16 protein-coding genes are annotated in these 19,527 nt (G+C 65.8%); 8 read left to right on the top strand and 8 right to left on the bottom strand.

Annotated features, from left to right (window positions below):
• Positions 1 to 34 precede the first annotated feature (34 nt).
• Positions 35 to 613, top strand: a complete 579-nt coding sequence (locus tag ACERLL_RS09130; RefSeq protein WP_373655767.1) for a peroxiredoxin — start codon at positions 35 to 37, stop codon at positions 611 to 613.
• An 89-nt stretch (positions 614 to 702) separates the two neighbouring features.
• Here the strand turns inward: ACERLL_RS09130 and ACERLL_RS09125 are convergent, their stop codons facing one another.
• Complete coding sequence (locus tag ACERLL_RS09125) at positions 703 to 1,800, bottom strand: hypothetical protein (RefSeq protein ID WP_373655766.1); 1,098 nt, start codon at positions 1,798 to 1,800, stop codon at positions 703 to 705.
• Between the two features lie 588 nt (positions 1,801 to 2,388).
• Between ACERLL_RS09125 and ACERLL_RS09120 the strand changes: the two genes are divergently transcribed.
• On the top strand, positions 2,389 to 3,675 hold the full coding sequence (locus ACERLL_RS09120; protein WP_373655765.1) for a nucleotide sugar dehydrogenase: 1,287 nt from the start codon (positions 2,389 to 2,391) through the stop codon (positions 3,673 to 3,675).
• 72 nt (positions 3,676 to 3,747) lie between these two features.
• Here ACERLL_RS09120 and ACERLL_RS09115 read toward each other — a convergent pair whose 3' ends face one another.
• Positions 3,748 to 5,172: a mannose-1-phosphate guanylyltransferase/mannose-6-phosphate isomerase gene (locus ACERLL_RS09115; RefSeq protein ID WP_373655764.1), complete on the bottom strand. Its 1,425-nt coding sequence runs from the start codon at positions 5,170 to 5,172 to the stop codon at positions 3,748 to 3,750.
• A gap of 332 nt (positions 5,173 to 5,504) precedes the next feature.
• Between ACERLL_RS09115 and galE the strand changes: the two genes are divergently transcribed.
• Positions 5,505 to 6,491, top strand: coding sequence for a UDP-glucose 4-epimerase GalE (gene galE, locus ACERLL_RS09110; RefSeq protein WP_373655763.1), 987 nt, complete (start codon positions 5,505 to 5,507; stop codon positions 6,489 to 6,491).
• A 28-nt stretch (positions 6,492 to 6,519) separates the two neighbouring features.
• Here galE and ACERLL_RS09105 read toward each other — a convergent pair whose 3' ends face one another.
• The 3 genes from ACERLL_RS09105 to ACERLL_RS09095 are packed head-to-tail and all read right to left on the bottom strand — an operon-like array spanning position 6,520 to position 10,927.
• Entirely contained in the window at positions 6,520 to 7,878 is a 1,359-nt protein-coding gene (locus ACERLL_RS09105) for a VanZ family protein (RefSeq protein WP_373655797.1), read from the bottom strand.
• A gap of 2 nt (positions 7,879 to 7,880) precedes the next feature.
• A complete protein-coding gene (locus ACERLL_RS09100) occupies positions 7,881 to 8,672 on the bottom strand; it encodes a S1 family peptidase (RefSeq protein ID WP_373655762.1) in 792 nt (263 codons plus the stop codon).
• Positions 8,673 to 8,725: 53 nt separating this feature from the next.
• On the bottom strand, positions 8,726 to 10,927 hold the full coding sequence (locus ACERLL_RS09095; RefSeq protein ID WP_373655761.1) for a right-handed parallel beta-helix repeat-containing protein: 2,202 nt from the start codon (positions 10,925 to 10,927) through the stop codon (positions 8,726 to 8,728).
• Between the two features lie 264 nt (positions 10,928 to 11,191).
• On the opposite strand from ACERLL_RS09095, the gene ACERLL_RS09090 reads away from it, so the two are divergent.
• The 5 genes from ACERLL_RS09090 (at position 11,192) to ACERLL_RS09070 (ending at position 17,449) form a co-directional block, all read left to right on the top strand.
• Positions 11,192 to 11,578, top strand: coding sequence for a VanZ family protein (locus ACERLL_RS09090; RefSeq protein WP_373655760.1), 387 nt, complete (start codon positions 11,192 to 11,194; stop codon positions 11,576 to 11,578).
• 257 nt (positions 11,579 to 11,835) lie between these two features.
• On the top strand, positions 11,836 to 13,698 hold the full coding sequence (locus ACERLL_RS09085; RefSeq protein ID WP_373655759.1) for an asparagine synthetase B family protein: 1,863 nt from the start codon (positions 11,836 to 11,838) through the stop codon (positions 13,696 to 13,698).
• Positions 13,699 to 13,701: 3 nt separating this feature from the next.
• Complete coding sequence (locus ACERLL_RS09080; RefSeq protein WP_373655758.1) at positions 13,702 to 14,556, top strand: class I SAM-dependent methyltransferase; 855 nt, start codon at positions 13,702 to 13,704, stop codon at positions 14,554 to 14,556.
• Between the two features lie 68 nt (positions 14,557 to 14,624).
• Positions 14,625 to 16,220, top strand: a complete 1,596-nt coding sequence (locus ACERLL_RS09075; RefSeq protein ID WP_373655757.1) for an acyl-CoA ligase (AMP-forming), exosortase A system-associated — start codon at positions 14,625 to 14,627, stop codon at positions 16,218 to 16,220.
• Positions 16,217 to 17,449 carry a pyridoxal-dependent decarboxylase, exosortase A system-associated gene (locus tag ACERLL_RS09070; RefSeq protein WP_373655756.1) on the top strand — a complete coding sequence of 411 codons (1,233 nt, stop codon included), beginning with the start codon at positions 16,217 to 16,219 and terminating at the stop codon, positions 17,447 to 17,449. The genes ACERLL_RS09075 and ACERLL_RS09070 overlap by 4 nt, the downstream gene beginning before the upstream one ends.
• A gap of 43 nt (positions 17,450 to 17,492) precedes the next feature.
• Here ACERLL_RS09070 and ACERLL_RS09065 read toward each other — a convergent pair whose 3' ends face one another.
• Genes ACERLL_RS09065 through ACERLL_RS09055 form a run of 3 tightly spaced genes read right to left on the bottom strand, consistent with a single transcriptional unit; the run spans position 17,493 to position 19,452 of the window.
• A complete protein-coding gene (locus tag ACERLL_RS09065) occupies positions 17,493 to 18,368 on the bottom strand; it encodes a hydrolase 1, exosortase A system-associated (protein WP_373655755.1) in 876 nt (291 codons plus the stop codon).
• Positions 18,340 to 19,206 carry a hydrolase 2, exosortase A system-associated gene (locus ACERLL_RS09060; RefSeq protein ID WP_373655754.1) on the bottom strand — a complete coding sequence of 289 codons (867 nt, stop codon included), beginning with the start codon at positions 19,204 to 19,206 and terminating at the stop codon, positions 18,340 to 18,342. Before ACERLL_RS09060 ends, ACERLL_RS09065 begins: the two co-directional genes overlap by 29 nt.
• Positions 19,207 to 19,452: an acyl carrier protein gene (locus ACERLL_RS09055; protein WP_373655753.1), complete on the bottom strand. Its 246-nt coding sequence runs from the start codon at positions 19,450 to 19,452 to the stop codon at positions 19,207 to 19,209.
• Positions 19,453 to 19,527 lie beyond the last annotated feature (75 nt).

Genomic DNA, 19,527 nt, shown 5'->3' with positions numbered 1-19,527 from the left:
GCCGGGGCGGGCACCGGAATACTGGAGGAAGGCCATGCGCAGGATCACCACGGCGGTTCGGCAGCACCCTGCACGAACCTTTATCATCCTGCTGGGAGGAATAATCGCCATGACCCTCTTCGGACTGTCCCGCGGCTCCGATTCCGGCGCCTTGAAGGTGGGCCAGACGGCCCCCGATTTCAGCCTGCGGGATCAGGAAAACCGGGTACAGCGGCTGGCGGACTACCGTGGCCAATGGGTGGTCCTGTACTTCTACCCGAAGGACGACACCCCGGGCTGCACCACCGAGGCCTGCAATTTCCGCGACGACATACACCTGCTGCATCGCCTGAACGCCCAGGTTCTCGGGGTCAGTATCGACAGCACGGAAAGCCACGAGGAGTTCGCGGAGAAGTATCACCTTCCCTTTCCCCTGCTGGCCGACCGGGAAGGCAACGTCTCCGCGCAATACGGCGCCCGTTTCTCCCTGGGCCCGGTACAGTTCTCCAAACGGCATACCTTCCTTATCGACCCGGACGGGCGGATCGCCCGCATCTATCGGGAGGTAAAGCCCAAGCAGCACAGCAGCCGGGTGATCGATGCCCTCGAAGCGCTACGCGAAGAGCCGGGCTAGACGGGCTTTTGAGTGCCGCCCCTGCCGCCCGTCCGGCGGCGTCGCCCGGGGTCGGGCGAGATTCACCCCGAGCTCCGAATCCTCTCCGGTCATCGACCCTCCGAGTGCTCCAGATACTCCCGACCGAATATGATCCCCAAGGATACGGTTAGGGCAGGCCGGGGCGCGAACGCCTTTTCCCGCGGATAGGTGATCTCGGGGGCGATGTCGAGATAGAGCCACCGCCGGGCGAGCTCCCTGCGGTAATTGGCCCGCAAGTAGTACTCCGTAATCGCCCAGAGGTGGGAATTGGCGGCTTTGGTCCCCACCTCGTAGGCGAAGGCGTCCTTGTCGCCGAAATCGTGGAATAGCGTGAGCTTCTGCTCCGCCTTGAAATGGTCGTCCTTTTCCTCCCAGCCGATGATGGAGGAGGACCGGAACAGCATGTTGTGCTTGAAGGCCCGGTCTAATTCCCACTGGGCCTCCGTACCGAGCCCATCGGATACGAACCAGGAGACATCGCCGGACAGCCGCCCCAGCCAATCCCCGAGCCCGTAATAGCGATAGGCGCTCAGCCGGGCGAAGGGGTCGGGCGGTATCTTAAGCTTGACTCCGGCGGCGGGCCGGATATCCCAACGGGAATCGCCGTTCAGCCGCTTCTGGATGGAAAGGAAATAGTTGTTCTGGCGCACCGCTTCCTTGGGACGCCTGCGGATGCTGTCATCCTTCTCTTCCCGCAGGGCCTGCTCATCCGACTCCAGGAGCAGGGCCCATTTCCTCTCCAGGCGCGGGAGCTCCGCCCGGGCCTTGATATCCCCGCCGAGGTCCGCTCCCTTGCCCTCCTGCCAGGAGCTGGACCCCTCCACCCGCAGATAGCTGTCGGTGGCCTCCTGGAAGACGCGCTCGTTGGCGAAAAAGGCGTCCACCCGGCGTACCGAATATTCGAGATTCCGCGTGATGGACGCGTGGGTATCCTCCAGGGTCGCCAGCAAGGAAGGGCCATCGGAACCCTCTTTCTCCGCATTCCGCTCCGGGTGCTCCTCCGCTGCCCGATAGGAGCGCGCGGCGGAAAAGGGCAGCCGTGCACCCGCTCCGACTGCCAGCTCATTGACAGCGGTCCGGAGCGGTGGCCGTTCCGCCGCGCAGGCGCCCCCCGGTCCAACCAGCACCGACAGGGGCAGCAGGATCCCGGCCGCGATCCCGTGCACCCTTGCTCTCCGGGGAAACGGGGCGATCAATGCATGGGGGCCGGGCATGGGTAGGGGCGTACCGGGGCGCGAAAGAACTTGGCGCGGGAAGTCGACTGGGGACAGACCATGTAACCGGGGTGCTCCATGGACCGAACGGACCTGCGCTGGTTATGCCGACCTGTTTCCGTACCGCTCCGCCCCTTGCCCAACAAGAATGGAGCACCACCAAGAAGTGTCGAATTTATTTACAGATCCCCCCGAACAAATTATCGGCCCATATCGTTCATAGCACTTCAGAAAAACCCCAATCCGGATAGGCAATAACCGCAACCCAACAAAGACAAACAGAAAAAACGGTTTGCACTATTTAGAAAGAATAAAACCACCCTCCCCATTTTTTAATCAGGGAAGCCACCTACCCCTCCGCCCGTTTCAATTTTCCGTAACAAGAGGCCGCGGCACCCTTTAAAGGTCAAGTACAGGACCTTTAGTGATTCCTAGCCCGCTCTTCCGACTGCTATGCAATGGAAAAGGGATGCCGCGGCGTCCCGTCACGGAATCGCAGGAACCCCGCCGTCCCGCGGCGGGCATGGCTTGGAGAGAGGAATGAACGTGGAAGAGCGGATCGGCGTCGTGGGACTTGGCTATGTGGGGCTGCCCGTGGCACTAGGCTTCGCCAGGGAATTCCCGGAAACGGTGGGCTTCGATGTCAGCTCCAGCCGGATCTCCGCGCTCCGGGAGGGGCGGGATGAAACCGGGGAAGTGGACGCGCAGGAGCTGATGGATTCCTCCCTGTGGCTTACCGCCGACCCGAAGGACCTGACGCCCTGCACGCTGTATGTGGTCACGGTGCCCACACCGCTCGACGACAATCGGCAGCCGGATCTGACGCCCTTACGCCGCGCGTGTGAAACCCTCGGTCCCCGTCTACGGGAGGGGGACATCGTGGTATTCGAGTCCACGGTGTATCCGGGCGTCACCGAGGAGGTCTGCGGTCCGATCCTCGCCGCTTCCTCCGGCCTCTGCCAGGGGCTCGACTTCAAGCTCGGCTACTCTCCGGAGCGGATCAACCCCGGGGATCGGGAGCATACCCTGGACCGGATCGTGAAGGTGGTGGCCGGTGAGGACGCGGAAACCACAGAGCGGCTGGCGGCGGCCTACGGAGCCATCATCACCGCCGGCATCCACCGGGCACCCTCCATCAAGACCGCGGAGGCGGCCAAGGTCATCGAGAACACCCAGCGCGATCTCAACATCGCCCTGATGAACGAGCTGGCCCTGATTTTCGACCGCATCGGCATACGAACCAGCGATGTCCTGGAGGCAGCCAACACCAAGTGGAACTTCCTGCCCTTTTCCCCGGGGCTGGTGGGCGGGCACTGCATCGGCGTGGATCCCTACTATCTAACCGCCAAGGCGGAGGCGCTGGGCTACCATCCGCACGTCATCCTGGCCGGGCGGCAGGTGAACGACGACATGGGGGAGTACATCGCCCAGCGAACCGTGAAGCTGCTGATCCAGACGGGGCGGCGGGTGAAGAGCTCCCGGGTAGGCATCCTCGGCCTCACCTTCAAGGAGAACGTCCCGGATATCCGGAACAGCCGGGTGCCGGACATCATCTCGGAGCTTTCGGAGTTCGGCATTCAGCCGTCGGTTTCGGACCCGCTGGCCGATCCGCGCGCCGCCTGGGAGGAATACGGGGTGGAGCTGGTGGACCGGGGGGATCTCGGAGACATGGACGCGGTGATTCTCGCGGTGCCCCATCGTACCTACCTGTTAGAGGATCCTTCCGCTCTGCTGGGATCCCTGTCCCCGGGCGGCGTGGTGGTCGACCTGAAAGCCCGGCTCGACCCGGCGGCCCTGCCGGAGGGCTCCCTCTACTGGAGCCTCTAGGCAACAACCGGCAGCGGGCACCCGGGAAGCACTTCCCAGGGGCCCCCGCCATGCCGGGCATGACCCGGCGGGTTACTCGCGGTTGTACTCGTCCTGGAAACGGACGATGTCATCCTCGCCCAGATAGCTTCCGGTCTGTACCTCGATGAGCTCCAGGGCGATAGCGCCAGGATTAAGGATGCGGTGCCGGGTGCCGATGGGGATGTAGGTAGACTGGTCCTCGGTCAGCAGGAATTCCTCGCCGTCCCGGCTCACCCGCGCCGTGCCGCGCACCACCACCCAGTGCTCGGCGCGGTGGTGGTGCAGCTGCATGGAGAGGCTGCAGCCCGGATTCACCAGCAGGTGCTTCACCTGGAAACGCTCGGCGACGGTGATGGTTTCATAGGAGCCCCAGGGCCGCAGGACCCGCCTATGATTGAGCGCCTCCTCCCGGCCCGACTCCCGCAGCTCCTCCACCAGGCCCTTGATCTCCTGGGCCCGCCCCCGGGGAGCGACGAGCACGGCATCGGAGGTCTCCACCACCAGATGGTCCTCCAGGCCCACCGTCGCCACCAGGCGGTTCTCAGAACGGATGTAGTTGTTGCGGCTGTCGTGGCTCAGCACGTCGCCCAACAGCAGGTTGCCGTCCTCGTCCCGGGGTCCGCAGTCGTACAGGGCGCTCCAGGATCCCACGTCGCTCCAGCCGGCTTCCATGGGGACCACATAGGCGGAATCGGTGTGCTCCATGACCGCATAGTCCACGGAATTGCTGGGGGACTCGCCGAAGGCGTCGGCATCCAGGCGCAGGAAGTCCAGATCGCGAACCGCCTCCGAATGGGCCCGGCGAGACGCTTCCAGGACTTCCGGGGCATGGATGCCGAGCTCTTCGAGATAACGGCTGGCCCGGAACAGGAAAATTCCGCTGTTCCAAAGGTAATCTCCCGAATTCAGGAATTCCACCGCCGTGGCCTGATCGGGCTTTTCCACGAACTGGGCCACCTCCGCCGGCCCGCCGACGCCGTCCAGGGACCGCGCGCGGATATAGCCATAGCCGGTTTCCGGCACCGTGGGCGGGACCCCGAAGGTTACCAGACCGCCCGCCGCTGCGCGCTCCCGGCCCATTCGAATCGACTTCACGAACTGCTCCGGCTGCTCCATGAGGTGGTCCGCCGGCATCACCAGGATCAGCGGATCCTCCTCCCGGACCATGGCCTCCAGCGCGGCCACCGCCACGGCCGGAGCGGTATTGCGTCCCTTGGGCTCCAGAAGAACGCTGGATTCCGCCGCTCCCGCCTGGTGAAGCTGCTCGGCCACCAGGAAGCGGTGATCCTCGTGGCAAACGGCCACGGGATTCGAGAGGCCCTCAAGCGCGGCCACCCGACGGTAGGTTTCCTGAAGAAGCGTTCCCTCTCCGGTGAGGGCCATGAACTGCTTGGGATACAGCTCCCGGGAAAGGGGCCATAACCGGCTTCCCACTCCCCCGGAGAGCAGTACGGGTACCACCTTCTCGGCTGCCATCGGGCTTTCTCCGCTCTTGCGCCGCTGCCGTCCGCTGTCGGTCACTGGCTTCGTCTCGTCCGGAAGCGGGACGGAGCCCGCTCCCCTGTGTCCAAGTTATATCCCCAAGCGACCCATGGCTAGGTCTTGTCCCCCGCCCGTGCGCCCTTGATCACCGAAGCCGGCCGGGGCACCCGTCCGGCGGGACAAGGGCCAGGCATTTCAGCAGATGCCTCTTGATCCGGGACAAATTGGGGAGTCCGCCCAATTGACGCCCACGGCCGGCAATCGGGATATCTGGATAAAAGGCCTTTCCTTCCCATCCACCCATCCAAAATCGGAAGGTAGACAATATGGGCGGAGTCCTGGTTACCGGCGGAGCAGGCTACATCGGCAGTCACGTGGTCCGCCAGCTCGGCGAGCGCCATGAGCAGGTGGTGGTTCTGGACGACCTGAGCACCGGGCACGCGGGGGCGGTACTCCACGGGGAGCTCGTCCTGGGGGACGCCGGGGACGCCACCTTGATCCGGGAGCTGCTCCAGGACTACCGCCTGGACGCCGTCATGCATTTCGCCGCGCGGACGGTGGTGCCCGAATCCGTCAGCGACCCCCTGAAATACTACCGGGAGAATTCGGAGAAGACCCGCGCCCTCGCGGAGGCCGCCCTGGAGGCCGGCGTGGAAAACTTCATCTTTTCCTCCTCGGCCGCTGTCTACGGCATCCCGCCCAGCATACCGGTGGAAGAGGACGCACCGCTCTACCCCATCAACCCCTACGGTTCCTCCAAGCTGGTGAGCGAATGGATGCTCCGGGACGTGGCCGCCTCGGGCGCCCTGCGCCCCGTCTCGCTCCGGTACTTCAACGTGGCCGGGGCCGACCCCGGAGGCCGTATCGGCCAATCCACCCCCGAGGCCACGCTGTTGATCAAGGTGGCCTGCGAGGCCGCCATCGGGCTGCGGGAGGAGGTGGCCATCTATGGCACCGACTATTCCACCCCTGACGGGACCGGAGTCCGGGATTTCATCCACGTGGAGGACCTGGCCTCCGCGCATATCCAATGCCTCGACCACCTGCGGTCCGGCGGACAGGCCGCCACCTACAACGTGGGCTACGGGCACGGCTACAGCGTTCGGGAGGTCCTGGAGGCCGTGGAGCGGGTCCACGGCGCCGAGCTGCCGGTCCGGGAAGCGGACCGGCGTCCGGGAGACCCGCCGGCCCTGGTTGCGGACACGGGACGGATCCGCACCGAGCTGGCCTGGGAGCCCCGCTATGACGATCTGGACGAGATCGTGCGCAGTGCGCTGGCCTGGGAGCAGAAGCTCTGCGGGGCCCATGCGTAGGCCCCCGGGCGCCGACCCTGCGGACGCATCATCTCAGTTGCGGAATCTCCGGCCCCCCTCCCGTCAGGGTGCGGGATAAGGCGCGCATGCCGACGAGGGCCAAGACGGAAGCGGCCGGGGAAATCACCAAGCTCGAGGGATCCGGCCCCTGCCCCGAAAAGAAAAGTGCCCCCGTTTCCATCAGCATGGCCACCACCACCCCCCAGATCAGCGGACTGGCCAGGGTAGCCCTCCTGTGCCGGAGGTAGCCCCACAGCCAGCAGATGACCCCCACCGGCGCATACATTATCGCCTGTCCCAGCAGGGTAACCAAAAGCCCCATTTCCGGCCCGTAGTAATGGAGCGGGGTGAAATCCAGCTTGAGCAGCGCGCCGGCGACCTGCTCCGGATCCCGCAAGGGACCGGCGAACCAGCCGTTCAAGAAGGCCAGAAAGACCAGATACAGCCCCATGGCGAAAGCCGCCAGGGCCCGGCCGTGCCGCCGAAGCCAGCCCGTTCCCGGAGCGAAGCCGACCAGCACCAGCCCGTATCCGCCCAGGATGCCCAGAGCGCGCGTCAGGATGGATGCGGCCTGGGTGGACTCGAAGGGAAGGAACGCCTGTGCCAGCTCCACCAATGCGCCGAAAAGCAGGCCGGCCGCCAGCACCTTTCTTGCCCCTTCCCTACCGCGATCCTGCAGGAACACCCCCAGCACCCAGCCGAGCGGCAAGGCGGCGGCCACCTCCGATACGAGGACGGCCAGGCAGCCCGGCCCGCAGGGATGAGCGGCCAGGAAGGGAAGCCAAAATCCGTCGCTCGCCTCGGGGGCGGTGGACGGCAAGCTGAAATCGAAGGGGAACAGGGAAAAGGCCAGGTATCCCAGCAGATAGCCCGCACCCAGGATCTCCATGCCGCTGCGCAAACCGCCCCGGTACAGGGTCGCCACTTCCCGGAGCCACCCCCCGAGCAGGCCCCAGGTCAGGACACCGAGCAGGCTGCCCAGCCACTGGGCGGCGATGTCGTTCCGGGCCGGAACCCGATCAGGTACGAAAACCTGGAGGAATTCCACCAGCGGCGCCACGCCGAGGCTAATTCCCAGGGCCAGAGAAAGGCGCAACAGATTCGTGCCGGATCGCGCCCCTTTTCCGAGGGCCGCGGCCAGGAGCAGGGCGCCGGGGAACGCCAGGAGGACGTTGGTGGCCCAGTCCACGCGGGAACCGAAGGGCGACCGCATGTCCGGCGCGTTCATGAAGGCCGTCCACGCCTCCCAGAGCGGGCGCCATTCTAGCTGGAAGGGGGCCAAGCTGATGTAGACGATCACCAGGAGGTAGAAGAGCCATGCCCCCAGAAGGGGGATGCGGAAAGGACCGGCCGGAGTACGATCCGGAGCTGGCCACCACCATCCCATGCTCAATCAAGGGCCCCCTTGCGGCGCAGCAGCCGGAGGGCGTGCTTGATGGGGATAGCGTAGGTGATGCCGCTCGGCTTCTCCAGCATGGCTTCCTTGCTCTCCTTGACGAACACCATGTTCACCACGCCCACCACCCTTCCCCGCTCGGGGTCGTACAGGGGGCTGCCGCTGTTCCCCGGATAGGCCGTAGCATCCAGCTGGAAGACCTCGTAGGGATCGCCGAGCCGTTCAACCAGGGCGGGATCCAGCTGACGGGCCTTTCCCATGGGCGTCGCGATGGGAGTTACGGCGGATACGATGCCCCGGTGCGTTACGGGATGCAATCCCAGGACCATGCCGATGGGAAAGCCGGTGAAGGCATATCGCTCCCCTTCCCGGACCCTGTCGGAATCGCCCAGGGACAGTGAAGGAAGGGCTGGCCCCTCGAACCGTAGCAGGGCCAGGTCGTGCCGGGCGTCCAAGGCCACTTTCCGAGCGCGGCGGACTTCCCCGTCCTGCCCCTCGCCCACGAACAGGACCAGACGCTCTTTCCGATCGGTATCGAGCGAGCTCGGCAGTACGTGCGCATTGGTGAGCGCCAGGCGGCCGCCTCCGACCACGAAACCGGTTCCCAGGAATTCTCCCGGAGGCTGCCGCGTGGGCATCAAGGTGCCCACGCCCACTATGGACTCCTTGATCCGCGGTATTTTTTGCGCCAGTCCGGCATGGGCCGCCCCCCAGACCAGGAGCCACACGCCGAGCAGCACACGCCATGGCGCCGGGGAACGCCGCCGTGCGCGGATTGTATTCATGATCGCCGCTCCCGATTCTCGTGCGTTGCAGGAAAGCCCGTCCGAACGGCCGGCTACGGCCGCTTTCCGGAAAGGCCAGCCGCGCTATCCCGGGCCACCGCATACGCGCCCATGTCCCGGGCGTTGGCCCGCGGCTCGGTGCCGACGGGCGCATACTGTCGGGCGGGTTTGACAGTGGTGTGCACCGCGGGAATGGATCGCCCGGGATGCAGCAGCGCATCCTGGAAATCCCGGACACGGGCGTTGTACTGCTCCAAAAGTACACCGACCTCCTGTTGGCCCCGGACGAGATCTGCCCCGGCCACCACGTTGTTCTTCAGCACCAGATCCGAACCGTATTTCTCCAGCAGCAGGGCGGACCAGCCGCGCTTTCCCTCCTTGAGAAAACTGTTGTAGGCGATAAAGGCCCGTTCTCTATCCACCGGACAGGGGATGGTCTTTCCGTAATTCCGCCGGGCGGTCAGATCCATGGCCACAGCCGGATGTCCATGCACTTCGCTGAGGATGGCGTTACCCAGAACCCGGTTATCGCCGCACCCCCAGATATTGATTATGTTGGCGTCGGTGCGGTTTTCCTGGCGGATGTAATTGTAGCGCAGGCGCACGTCCACGGCCTTGGCCTTGATGAAATGGCCGTCCGTTCCCCCATGCAGGTAATTTCCCTCCATGATCAGCTCTTCGTTTTCCCCCGCGTATACGAAATGGGCGTACTCGTCGGGATCGTGCATGTCATAGATTTCGGAGTTATAGATCTGCAGGGAGCCCGCATCGCTAGCCGCCAGTATCCCCATGCCGCTGCCGTGGACCTTCATGTTCCTCAGCACCAGCTCCCCGCCGCCCTCATGCGCCCAGATGGCCTTGGCGTTCTCCGCACCGCTGACTTCGAGACCCTTTATTACCACCCGTCCCGGAGCCCTCGAGACGAGAATCCCCTTCCGGTCGCAGATCTTTCCCCGCAAATGGGGCCGACCGCTTAAAGGCCGAAGGGTGACCGGTTTCTTGATCACCGCACACTGGCGGTAGGTGCCCTCGGCCAGACCCACGGTTGCGCCCGCGGGAACGGCGTCCAGGGCCGCCTGGAGGCTGCCGTGGAGGTGATTCCCGCCCACGCAGGCGTCATAGGGGCAGCGGGCGAGCTGCTTTTCCGCCCCGGACAGACGGAAAACCCAGGTTTCCGGAATCTGGGCGGCATCCTCATCGTCCGCCGCCACAAAGACGTACAGCCCCGTTTCCGGCTCGCGCGCCAGGGTGTCCCATCTGGCGTGGGCATTCACCGGGCCCTTGCCGTTCATGTAGAACCGGCCCCACACATCCTTTTCGGGATCGTAAGTCCAGAGCTGTAGCTCGCCGTCCATGTGCCCGGCGAGCAGCACTTTCTCCAGCTCGGGCGCCCATTCCAGCGAAAAGGTATGCGGCTGCGAGCCGGCGATTTCCTTGAGCTGGGTCATCTCCTCCGCTTGCATGTCCCGGAGATCCACACGCACCCATCGGCCCGCGCCGTAGACGATATGCTCCCCGTGAACGGGATCATAGGCGGAGAACACCTGTGACCAGGTTTCCCAGCTCTCACCGGCGGCCTCCACCCGCTTTTCCCAAGTGCCCAGCTTGTCGTTCAGCAGATAGCCGGTCACCTTCCCGGTGCCGGTAAAGGAAACCAGGGCTTTCAGGTCCGGATCGTAGGTAAGGTTCCAGGGCGCGATAGCATTCTTGCTCACCGGAATGCGCTCTCCGACCTGTTCCCAGGCGCCTTCCTGGTCGCCCTTTTCCGGGGCGTAGCACCAGATCCCGAATTTGGAAATGCAGAACCTGTCCGCGCTCGCGAACCACGCCACCTGGGTATAGGAATGGGCCGTTAGCGGCCGCCCTCTGGGACTCAGGTAGTCCACGTGCCATCCTCCGCCCCGTGCCTTTTCCAGCTTTTTCTTCTCTTCCGGAGTAAGATGGCTCCAGGAGCCCGCATTTTCCCAATTCTCCTCCTCCGTCAGCTGGACCCAGCGGTCCTCCTCGGGGAGGTAGGCATCCACGTCGTTGCCGCCGTGGGTTTTGTGGCCGCCGCCCCAGTAGAAAACATAGCCGGCGCCGGCTGCCACACCGCTATACGGGCGATAGTCCGGCTCGTTCTCCTCCTTGCCTGCCCCCTCCGGGTCCCTCTTTACCCAGGTGTCCGGAGGAATTTCCGCCAGGGCCGCTGCTGGTACCGCCAGGGCCAGAAGGCTTGCCAGGATCCTTGCGGCTTTCCAAAAAGTACGAATCATTTCTGCTCCGAAATCGTATGGCTGGCTGATTGGACTTCCCCTTTCCGCCCCGGAAATGGCGAAACGGTCCCAATAACCAACCAAACACCAAACGCCCCCCCGGGCAAGAAGACCGCCGGTACCCGGGACCGTCGTATTTCCGTCCCGCTGCCTTGTCTCCTCCTCCCGGAATTGATAGGCCTGAAAGAAGGAAGCCCATTTCCTTCCGGGCCCGACCGGTCTCCGGGTACCGCCGACCACGGTTTCAGACCAGGACGACCGACCATGCGCGCGTTTCTCTGGCCGCTGCTCTGTATGCTCGGCCTCTATCAGCTTTCCTCCATTCCCGGCACCCCGAGACCCGATCCCGCCGGCCTCGCCTGGAGCCTTTCCTGGCTCTCCTCGGGTCTGCAGAACTTTCTCCATATTCCCGCCTACGGCCTTCTCGCCTGGCTTTGGCAACGGGCGCTCGTTCGGCTCCCCCTCGGAAGGGGGCCCGCGACCATCACGGCCCTCGGCCTGACGCTCGGCTACGGACTTTTCGACGAGTGGCACCAGAGCTGGGTCCCGGGTCGCTATCCATCCGGAGCGGACCTGATGCTGGACGGGGTAGGCGCCCTGATGGGCCTTACGTTGGGCCTGATCCAGTCCGCTCGGACGCTCCGCTTCTAGTCCCGGTCACCCCGCAAGGCCACCGACCAATTTATAGGCCGGAATTGATCAAAGCGGCATTTCCCACCTCGTCACCCCAAAAGTTTCTGTGATGGTCTGAATGGAAATGCATGTGCCAACCGCCGACTGTCCGCGTCCTGCCGGATCCACCGGGAATTCCCTTCCGCTGACGGGCGCTTGCGCTGTCAATGCAACGAACATCGGCCGGGGACGGGGCGGGGCGTCCCGCCAAGGCCGGCTTAGCTAGGAGAAACGATATGCAGGGCATTTGGGGCTGGGTAGGGCCTCAAGGGAACCAGAACCGGGAGGCGCTGCTATCGGGGCTGGCTCCCCGGAGCAGCCAGGACGGCCAGATTCCGGACCAGGTCCATGCGGAAAATGGCGCTCTGTCCTGTCACCCGGAAAGCGGCGCCCGGGTCTACGAGCGTGGCGGCCTGCTGATCGCCTACGCGGGGCAGCCCCGGGATTCCTATGGCGGCACCGAGGACGGGGAGCAACTGGCGGACCGGATCGCCGACCGTTACCAGGGGACCGGAGATGCGCTCCTGCGCGAGCTCTCCGGCTCCTTCGCCCTGGCCGTTCTGGACCCCGGGAACCGGGAGGGGATGCTCGCCGTGGACCGCATGGGGGTCTCGGATCTCGCCTATACCATAAGCGGCGATACCCTGATCTTCGGGCCACGGGCGGACCTGCTCGCCCAGGATCCTCGTTGCGGGGCGGAGCTGAACCCCCAAAGCCTGTTCAACTACCTGTACCACCATGTGATTCCCCGGCCGGGCACGGTATTCCAGGGGGTCCACCGCCTGCGACCCGGGGAGGTGGTGATCTTCGCGAACAATCAGCTGGAAACAAAGTCCTATTGGCGTCCGACCTTCCAGGAGAAGGATTCCGCTTCCATCCAGGCGCTGCAGGAAGAGTTCCGGACAACCCTGCGCGGCGCCGTCGACCGGGCGGCCAGGCAGGGCAAGGCGGGCGCCTTCCTGAGCGGCGGCACGGACAGCTCCACCCTGACGGGCATGTTGGGAGAGGTCACCGGTGAGGCACCGAAGGCCTACGCCATCGGCTTCGACGCCCCGGGCTATGACGAGACCGAATACGCCCGCATCGCCGCCAAACGGTTCGGCGCCGATTACCACGAATATTTCGTCACTCCCAGGGACGTGGTCGCGGCCATTCCCGAGGTTGCGGCCGCCTCCGACCAGCCCTACGGCAATGCCTCCGTGGTGCCGGCCTATTACTGCGCCCGGCTGGCCCGGGAGGACGGCGTGGAGGTCCTGCTCGGCGGGGATGGCGGTGACGAGCTCTTCGCCGGGAACGTCCGCTACGCCAAGCAATGGATCTTTTCCCTCTATGACCAGATACCGGGCTGGCTGCGGAGCAGCCTGCTGAACCCCGTAGCCACCCTGCCCGGCGGGAACAGCGTCCCCCCTGTTCGGAAGTTGCGGCGCTACATCGAGCAGGCCAGCCTGCCTCTCCCCGACCGGCTGGAGACCTACAACCTGCTGGAGCACCTCGGCCCCGAGCGGGTCTTCACCGAGGACTTTTTGTCCGAGGTGGACCGTACCCAGCCCCTGGCGGAGCTGCGGCGGGAATTCGAGGACCTGCGGGCATATTCCCTGATCAATAGTCTCCTGGGGATGGACCTGAAATTCACCCTGGCCGACGACGACCTGCGCAAGGTCACCCTGGCCGGGGATCTGGGCGGGGTTCAGCCCCGGTTCCCCTTTCTCGACGATTCCGTGGTTAGCCTCGCCGCCCGGGTGCCGCCCCAGCACAAAATGCGGCGCACCCGCCTCCGCCACTTCTTCAAGGAGGCGCTGGCGGATTACCTGCCCCGGGAGATCCTGGACAAGGAAAAGCAGGGATTCGGGCTTCCCTTCGGCGTCTGGATGCAGGAGGACCCGGATTTGCGGGAGCTGGCCCGGGACAGTCTGGACGGGCTCCGGCACCGCGGAATCATTCGCACGGAGATGATCGACGAGCTGACCAGCTCCCGTCTCCAAGAGCATGCCGACTATTTCGGCACCCTCACCTGGGTGCTGATGATGCTGGAGCAATGGTTTCGGACCCATCTTTCCGAACCGACCGCCAATACCGAATTCCTCACGGGAACGGGATAAACCATGGGCGAGGAGCATACCGAAACGCGCCGCACGGACTCCGTTGGGGCGGACTGGGACCATTCCAGCGACCCCCGATTCGTGGACTACTACGCCCGGCAGAGCCTCACGGAGGAGAACCGGGAGCGGCTGGAGCGCATCCGCGATGACGTGCTCTGGGCCTTTCCGCGGCAGGCCCGCGGGGGGCCTCTGGAGGTGGTGGACATCGGCTGTGGGCCCGGGGCGCAAAGCCAGATGTGGGCGGATTCCGGCCATTCCGTGCACGGCCTCGACGTCAACGAGGAGCTCGTGGACCTGGCCCGCAAGCGCGCCGAATCCGAAGGTCAGGACATCGAATTCGTGGTGGGCAGCGCCACGGAGCTTCCCTGGGAAAGCGGCTCCATGGACGTCTGCCTGGTGCCCGAGCTTCTGGAGCACGTTCCCTTCTGGCGTGCCTGCCTGGACGAGTTCGCCCGGATCCTGCGGCCCGGCGGCGTCCTGTTCCTGAGCACCAACAACCGGCTCTGCCCGGTCCAGGAGGAGTTCAACCTCCCCTTCTACAGCTGGTATCCGCGGCCCCTACAGCGCCATTTCGAGAACCTGGCGCAGACCACGCGCCCGGATCTCGCCAATTACGCCACCTACCCCGCGGTCAACTGGTTCACCTTCTACGGCTTGCGCCGCGACCTGCGGGAACGGGGCTTCCGCTCCTACGACCGCTTCGATACCAGCGACGCCTCACAGAAGGGGACAGCGGGCCGCATGGCGCTGACCGCCATCGATCGTGTCCCGCCGGTGCGCTTCCTCGCCCATGCCCTGACCCCTTATACCCGGATCGTGGCCGTCAAGGAGGGCCACCGCCGCGATACCGGCGGCTGACCGGAACGGATCGCCGTCCGGGGCCGCCAAGCCAACCGCAGTCCGCATCGGAAAGGCCGCAAACGAACATGGCAGACCTGCTGCAGGATTTCATCGAATCGAGCGCGGCGTCCCGTCCGGAGGCCGTGGCCCTGGTGCATCGGGACCGGGAGATTCCCTACCGGGAGCTGGACCGGACCGTCCGTTCGGTGGCAGGCGGACTCCGGGCTCAGGGCCTCGCCCCCGGCGAGCGCGTGGCCGTCTACCTGCCCAAGGTGCCGGAGGCGGTATACGCCATGTTCGGGACCGCAGCGGCGCGGGGCGCATTCGTGCCCGTCAATCCCCTGCTCAAACCGCACCAGGTGGCGCATATCCTGCGAGACAGCGGAGCGCGTTTCCTGGTCACCACCGCGGACCGCGGCGATCTGCTCGCGGAGACCCTGGCGGATTGCCCGGATCTGCGTCGCGCGGTGATAACCGACCGCGCCCCGGAAGCGCTACCCGCCGCCCTGGAGGGATGGGGGATGGCCTGGCCGTCCCTGCTCGAAGGGGACGGTGCGGACGCTCCCGGGCGCGGCATCGACGCGGACATGGCCGCAATCCTGTACACCTCCGGAAGCACCGGGCGGCCGAAAGGGGTGATCCTTTCCCACCGCAACATGGTGGCCGGAGCGGACAGCGTGGCCCGCTACCTGGAGAACCATCCCGGAGACCGGCTGCTGGCCGCCCTGCCCTTCAGCTTCGACTACGGCTTGAGCCAGCTGACCACCGCCTTCTCCAGCAGCGCCGGCGTGGTCTTGATGGATTACCTGCTTCCCCGGGATGTATTGAAGGCCGTATCCCGGCACGGGATTACCGGCCTCGCCGCGGTGCCGCCGCTGTGGAACCAGCTGGCCACCCTGGAATGGCCGCAGGAGGCTCGTGACACCCTGCGCTACGTGACCAATTCCGGCGGGGCCATGCCCGGTGCTACGCTGCGCTCCCTCCAGCAGACCCTGCCCCGGACGCGCATCTATCTCATGTACGGGCTCACCGAAGCCTTCCGATCCACCTATCTGCCGCCCGAGGAGCTGGAGCGGCGCCCCGGCTCCATGGGTAAAGCCATTCCCAACGCGGAGATCCAGGTGGTGCGGGAGGATGGCACGGAATGCGCCCCCGGCGAGCCGGGCGAGCTGGTCCACCGCGGGGCGCTCGTGGCCATGGGCTACTGGAACGATCCGGAGAAGACCGCCGTGCGCTTTAGACCGGCACCCGGGCAACCGCGGGAGCTGCCCAATCCGGAGATCGCCGTTTGGTCGGGGGATCAGGTCCGCAAGGACGAGGACGGCTTTCTCTACTTCATCACGCGTCAGGACGAGATGATCAAATCCTCCGGCTACCGGATCAGTCCCACGGAGGTGGAAGAGGCCCTCTACGGCCACGGCCGCATCGCGCAGGCCGTGGCCCTCGGCGTTCCCCACCCCGACCTCGGGCAGGCCATCGTGGTGGTCATCCAGGCCGAAGACCCGAGCCTGACCGGGGAAAGCCTCCTGGGTCACTGTAAGCGCGAGCTTCCGCCTTTCATGGTGCCCGGCTCCGTGCGGTTCAAGGACACTCTGCCGCACAACGCCAACGGCAAGATCGACCGCCGCGCTCTGGCGGAGGAATTCAACAACCTGTTCCAGGACCAGGCCCGCGAATCATGACCGCCAATTCCCGGCACGCGCCGCTATCCCAATTCCCCGTGGAGGACGACCAGCTGCTCGTGGGGGGCAGGCCGCTCCCCGACCTGGCCGAGCAGGTGGGCGGGACGCCCTTCTATGCCTATGACCGCGACGCCATGGCGCGCCGGGTCCATACGCTCCGGGAGGCCCTGCCGAAGGCCGTGAGCCTGCATTACGCGGTCAAGGCCAATCCCATGCCCGCTGTAGTGGACTACCTCCGCCCCCGTGTGGACGGCTTCGACGTGGCATCTCTCCAGGAGATGCGGGTGGCCCTGGATGCCGGGGCGCCCCCGGAGCAGGTGAGTATCGCCGGGCCCGGAAAGCGGCCGGAGGAGCTGCAGGCGGCGGTGGCCGCCGGGGTGACCGTTAACGTGGAGTCGCCCGGGGAGCTGGAGCGGCTGGCGCGGGCGGGCGCGGAGACCGGGAAGCGGCCCCTTGCGGCCGTCCGCGTGAATCCGGATTTCGAGCTCAAATCCTCGGGCATGAAGATGAGCGGCGGCCCCAAGCAGTTCGGCATCGACGCCGAACAGGTTCCCGGGGTGCTGCGCCGACTCGGCGAGCTGGACGTGCACTTCCGCGGTTTCCACATCTTCAGCGGCTCCCAGAACCTGAGCGCGGAAAGCATCCGCGAGGCCCAGGACGCCACCTTCGCCCTGGCCTACCGGCTCGCGGAGCATGCACCCGGCCCCGTGGAGCTGCTGAATATCGGCGGCGGCTTCGGCATTCCCTATTTCCCGGGGGAGCAGCCGCTGGACCTGGCCGCATGCACGGATAACCTGGCGGGGCGTATGGCGGAATGCCGGCGGCGCCTGGGAGATGCCGAGGTGGTGCTGGAGCTGGGCCGGTATCTGGTGGGCGAAGCCGGGGTCTATGCGTGCCGGGTGCTGGACCGGAAGATTTCCCGGGAACAAATCTTCCTGGTCACCGACGGCGGTCTCCACCACCACCTGGCGGCTTCCGGCAACTTTGGCCAGATCATCCGCAAGAACTATCCGGTGGTCACTCCTGATCATGTCCAAGGGGGAGCCCGGGAAACGGTGAGCGTGGTCGGGCCCTTATGCACCCCGCTGGATCTGCTTGCCGACCGCGTGGAGATGGGACGGGCGGAGGAAGGCGACCTGGTGGCGGTGCTCCAGTCCGGCGCCTACGGGTACAGCGCCAGCCCCCACCGCTTCCTGGGCCATCCGCCGCCGCTGGAGGTCCTGGTCTAGACGGGCGGTCCGCCTTCCCCCGGCCAAGGAGCCGGGCGGGGCCTCACCAGGAGCGGAGCCAAGCCTCCGTGCGCTCCGCCACCTGATCCCGCCAGGCCCGCCGCGAGAAGGTGTGATCCGCCTCCTCGATCCTGTGCGTCGTCACGCAGGGCGCGGCCATCCACTCCCGCCACCGCGTGGAGGCGGCCACGGCGTCCTCGAATTCCCGGGCCGTTAGATCCTGACCGCTCAGGATCACCAGCACGGGCTTGCTGAACCGTTGCAGGCCGTACAGCATCCGCTCCGGAAGCGGATATTGTCGCCAGTCGGCCTCATCGGCGCTTCCCCTTTCCTCCGAGCGGAGCACTTCCCGCATGGACTCCAGAAGATGCGCAAGGGAGCGCCGGGGCTCCCAGCGGAGTGTAAGCAGCTTTTTCCAGAAGGCCCCCTCGCCCAGCCGGGCCAGGTAGTAATGCTTCAAGCGCGTCCGGGCCTCCCCGCTGTCCGTGCGGACCCAGGGATTGAGGAGAACCAGCCCGCCGACGCGGTCGTCCTGGAACCCGTAGAAGGCGGTCGCGGAGGCCGCGTCGCAGAGCCCCCACAAGACCACCTCTTCCAGCTCGGGACAGAACGCGGTGAACGTATCCACTGCCGCCCGAATATCGTCCTCGATCTCGGAGAAATCCGTCAGGCCGCCCTCGCTGTCCCCCATACCCCGGTAATCGAACCGGAGTACCGGCACCCCCCGTTCGGCGAGGTGCCGGGCCAGGAGCACGAACTGGCGATGGCTGCCCACGCGGTATTGCGGGCCGCCCACCACGATCACCACCCCGCGCCGGGATCCGCTGCAGCGGGCGGGATGGAGGATGCCGCAGAGGATCCGGTCGCGGCATGGGAAGGTAAGCGGCGTTTCAGAGGATGGGGGCGGAAGGTTCTGCATTGTCATATCCGGCCAGCGTGTCTCGGGAGGATTCGATCAGGTCCGGCACGTCGACGAGCTCCTGGGTGGCCCAGAAATGCTCGCCCGCCACCGTCTCCTGGTGAACGTGCGCGTCCTGCGCGGACCAGGCCTCGACGACGGTCCGGGAGGCGGGCGGCGGGCCGGCGTCCGGTCCGGAAACCAGGTCCAGCCAGTGGACATCCGCACCCTTGGGGGGCGGCAGATCCTTCAGCGACCGATCGGCCAGGGCTCCGGCCAGCTCGGGATGCAGCTCATAGCCGGCCACTTCCAGCGTTTCTCCGGCATCCAGCCGGTCCTGGAGCTCCCGCGTGGTCTCCCGAACCTGGTCACCGCCCATGCCCATTCCTGCGGCCAGCCGCAGCCGCAGGAACTGTTTGAGGGCCTGCTGCCCGTTGGTCACGGGGCTCCACAGGAGAAAGCCCGCGGGCGGATCCTTGAAGTCCCGGGCGGCCTCCAGGGCCAACAGGGCCCCCAGACGGAGCCCCCCGGCGTAGACCGGGCCGCCGCACCACTCCCGCAGCCAGGCCCGGGCATCCGCCGCGTTCCGTAGCCAGATGGGCCACCGGGCCTCGCTGAAGTCCCCGTGGCTGTCCCCGGTACCGAACAGATCCGGGACCAGGGTGGTGAACCCCGACTCGGCCAGCGCGTGGCCAAGCCGCGCCATCATGCGCCGGGCCTTGTTCGCCTCCTCCGCCCAGGGGGGAAGGAAGAGCAGGCCCGGTCCGGGGCCGGGCCGGGGTCCGGAATGGAAGGCCGTGCAGAATATTCGGCCACCGGCACTGTCCAGGAAGAAGGGAGTGATCATGGGAGCGCGCATCTAAAGCTTGCTGTTTACGAAGTCCACCAGGCTTCCCACCGTTTCGAAGGTCTCGGCGGTGATCTCGTCGTCCTCGATGACCACACCGAATTGGTCCTCGATGGAAGTAATCACGGATACCACCGCCATGGAATCGAATTCCGGAATATTCCCGATCAGGGGAGTGTCCCGCTCGAGGGAGGTGGTCCGGTTCCCCAGCTGAAGGACTTCACCCACCACCTGACGGACATCCTCGACACTAGCCATGCTGTCTCCCTATGCGCCCGGTCTGCGTAGGAGCGGGACCGGACCTTTATCTAGAAATGGTTTTATCCTATTTGC

This window comes from Thiohalorhabdus sp. Cl-TMA (assembly GCF_041821045.1).
Lineage (GTDB): Bacteria > Pseudomonadota > Gammaproteobacteria > Thiohalorhabdales > Thiohalorhabdaceae > Thiohalorhabdus > Thiohalorhabdus methylotropha.
This window is presented reverse-complemented; position numbering and strand designations above follow the sequence as displayed.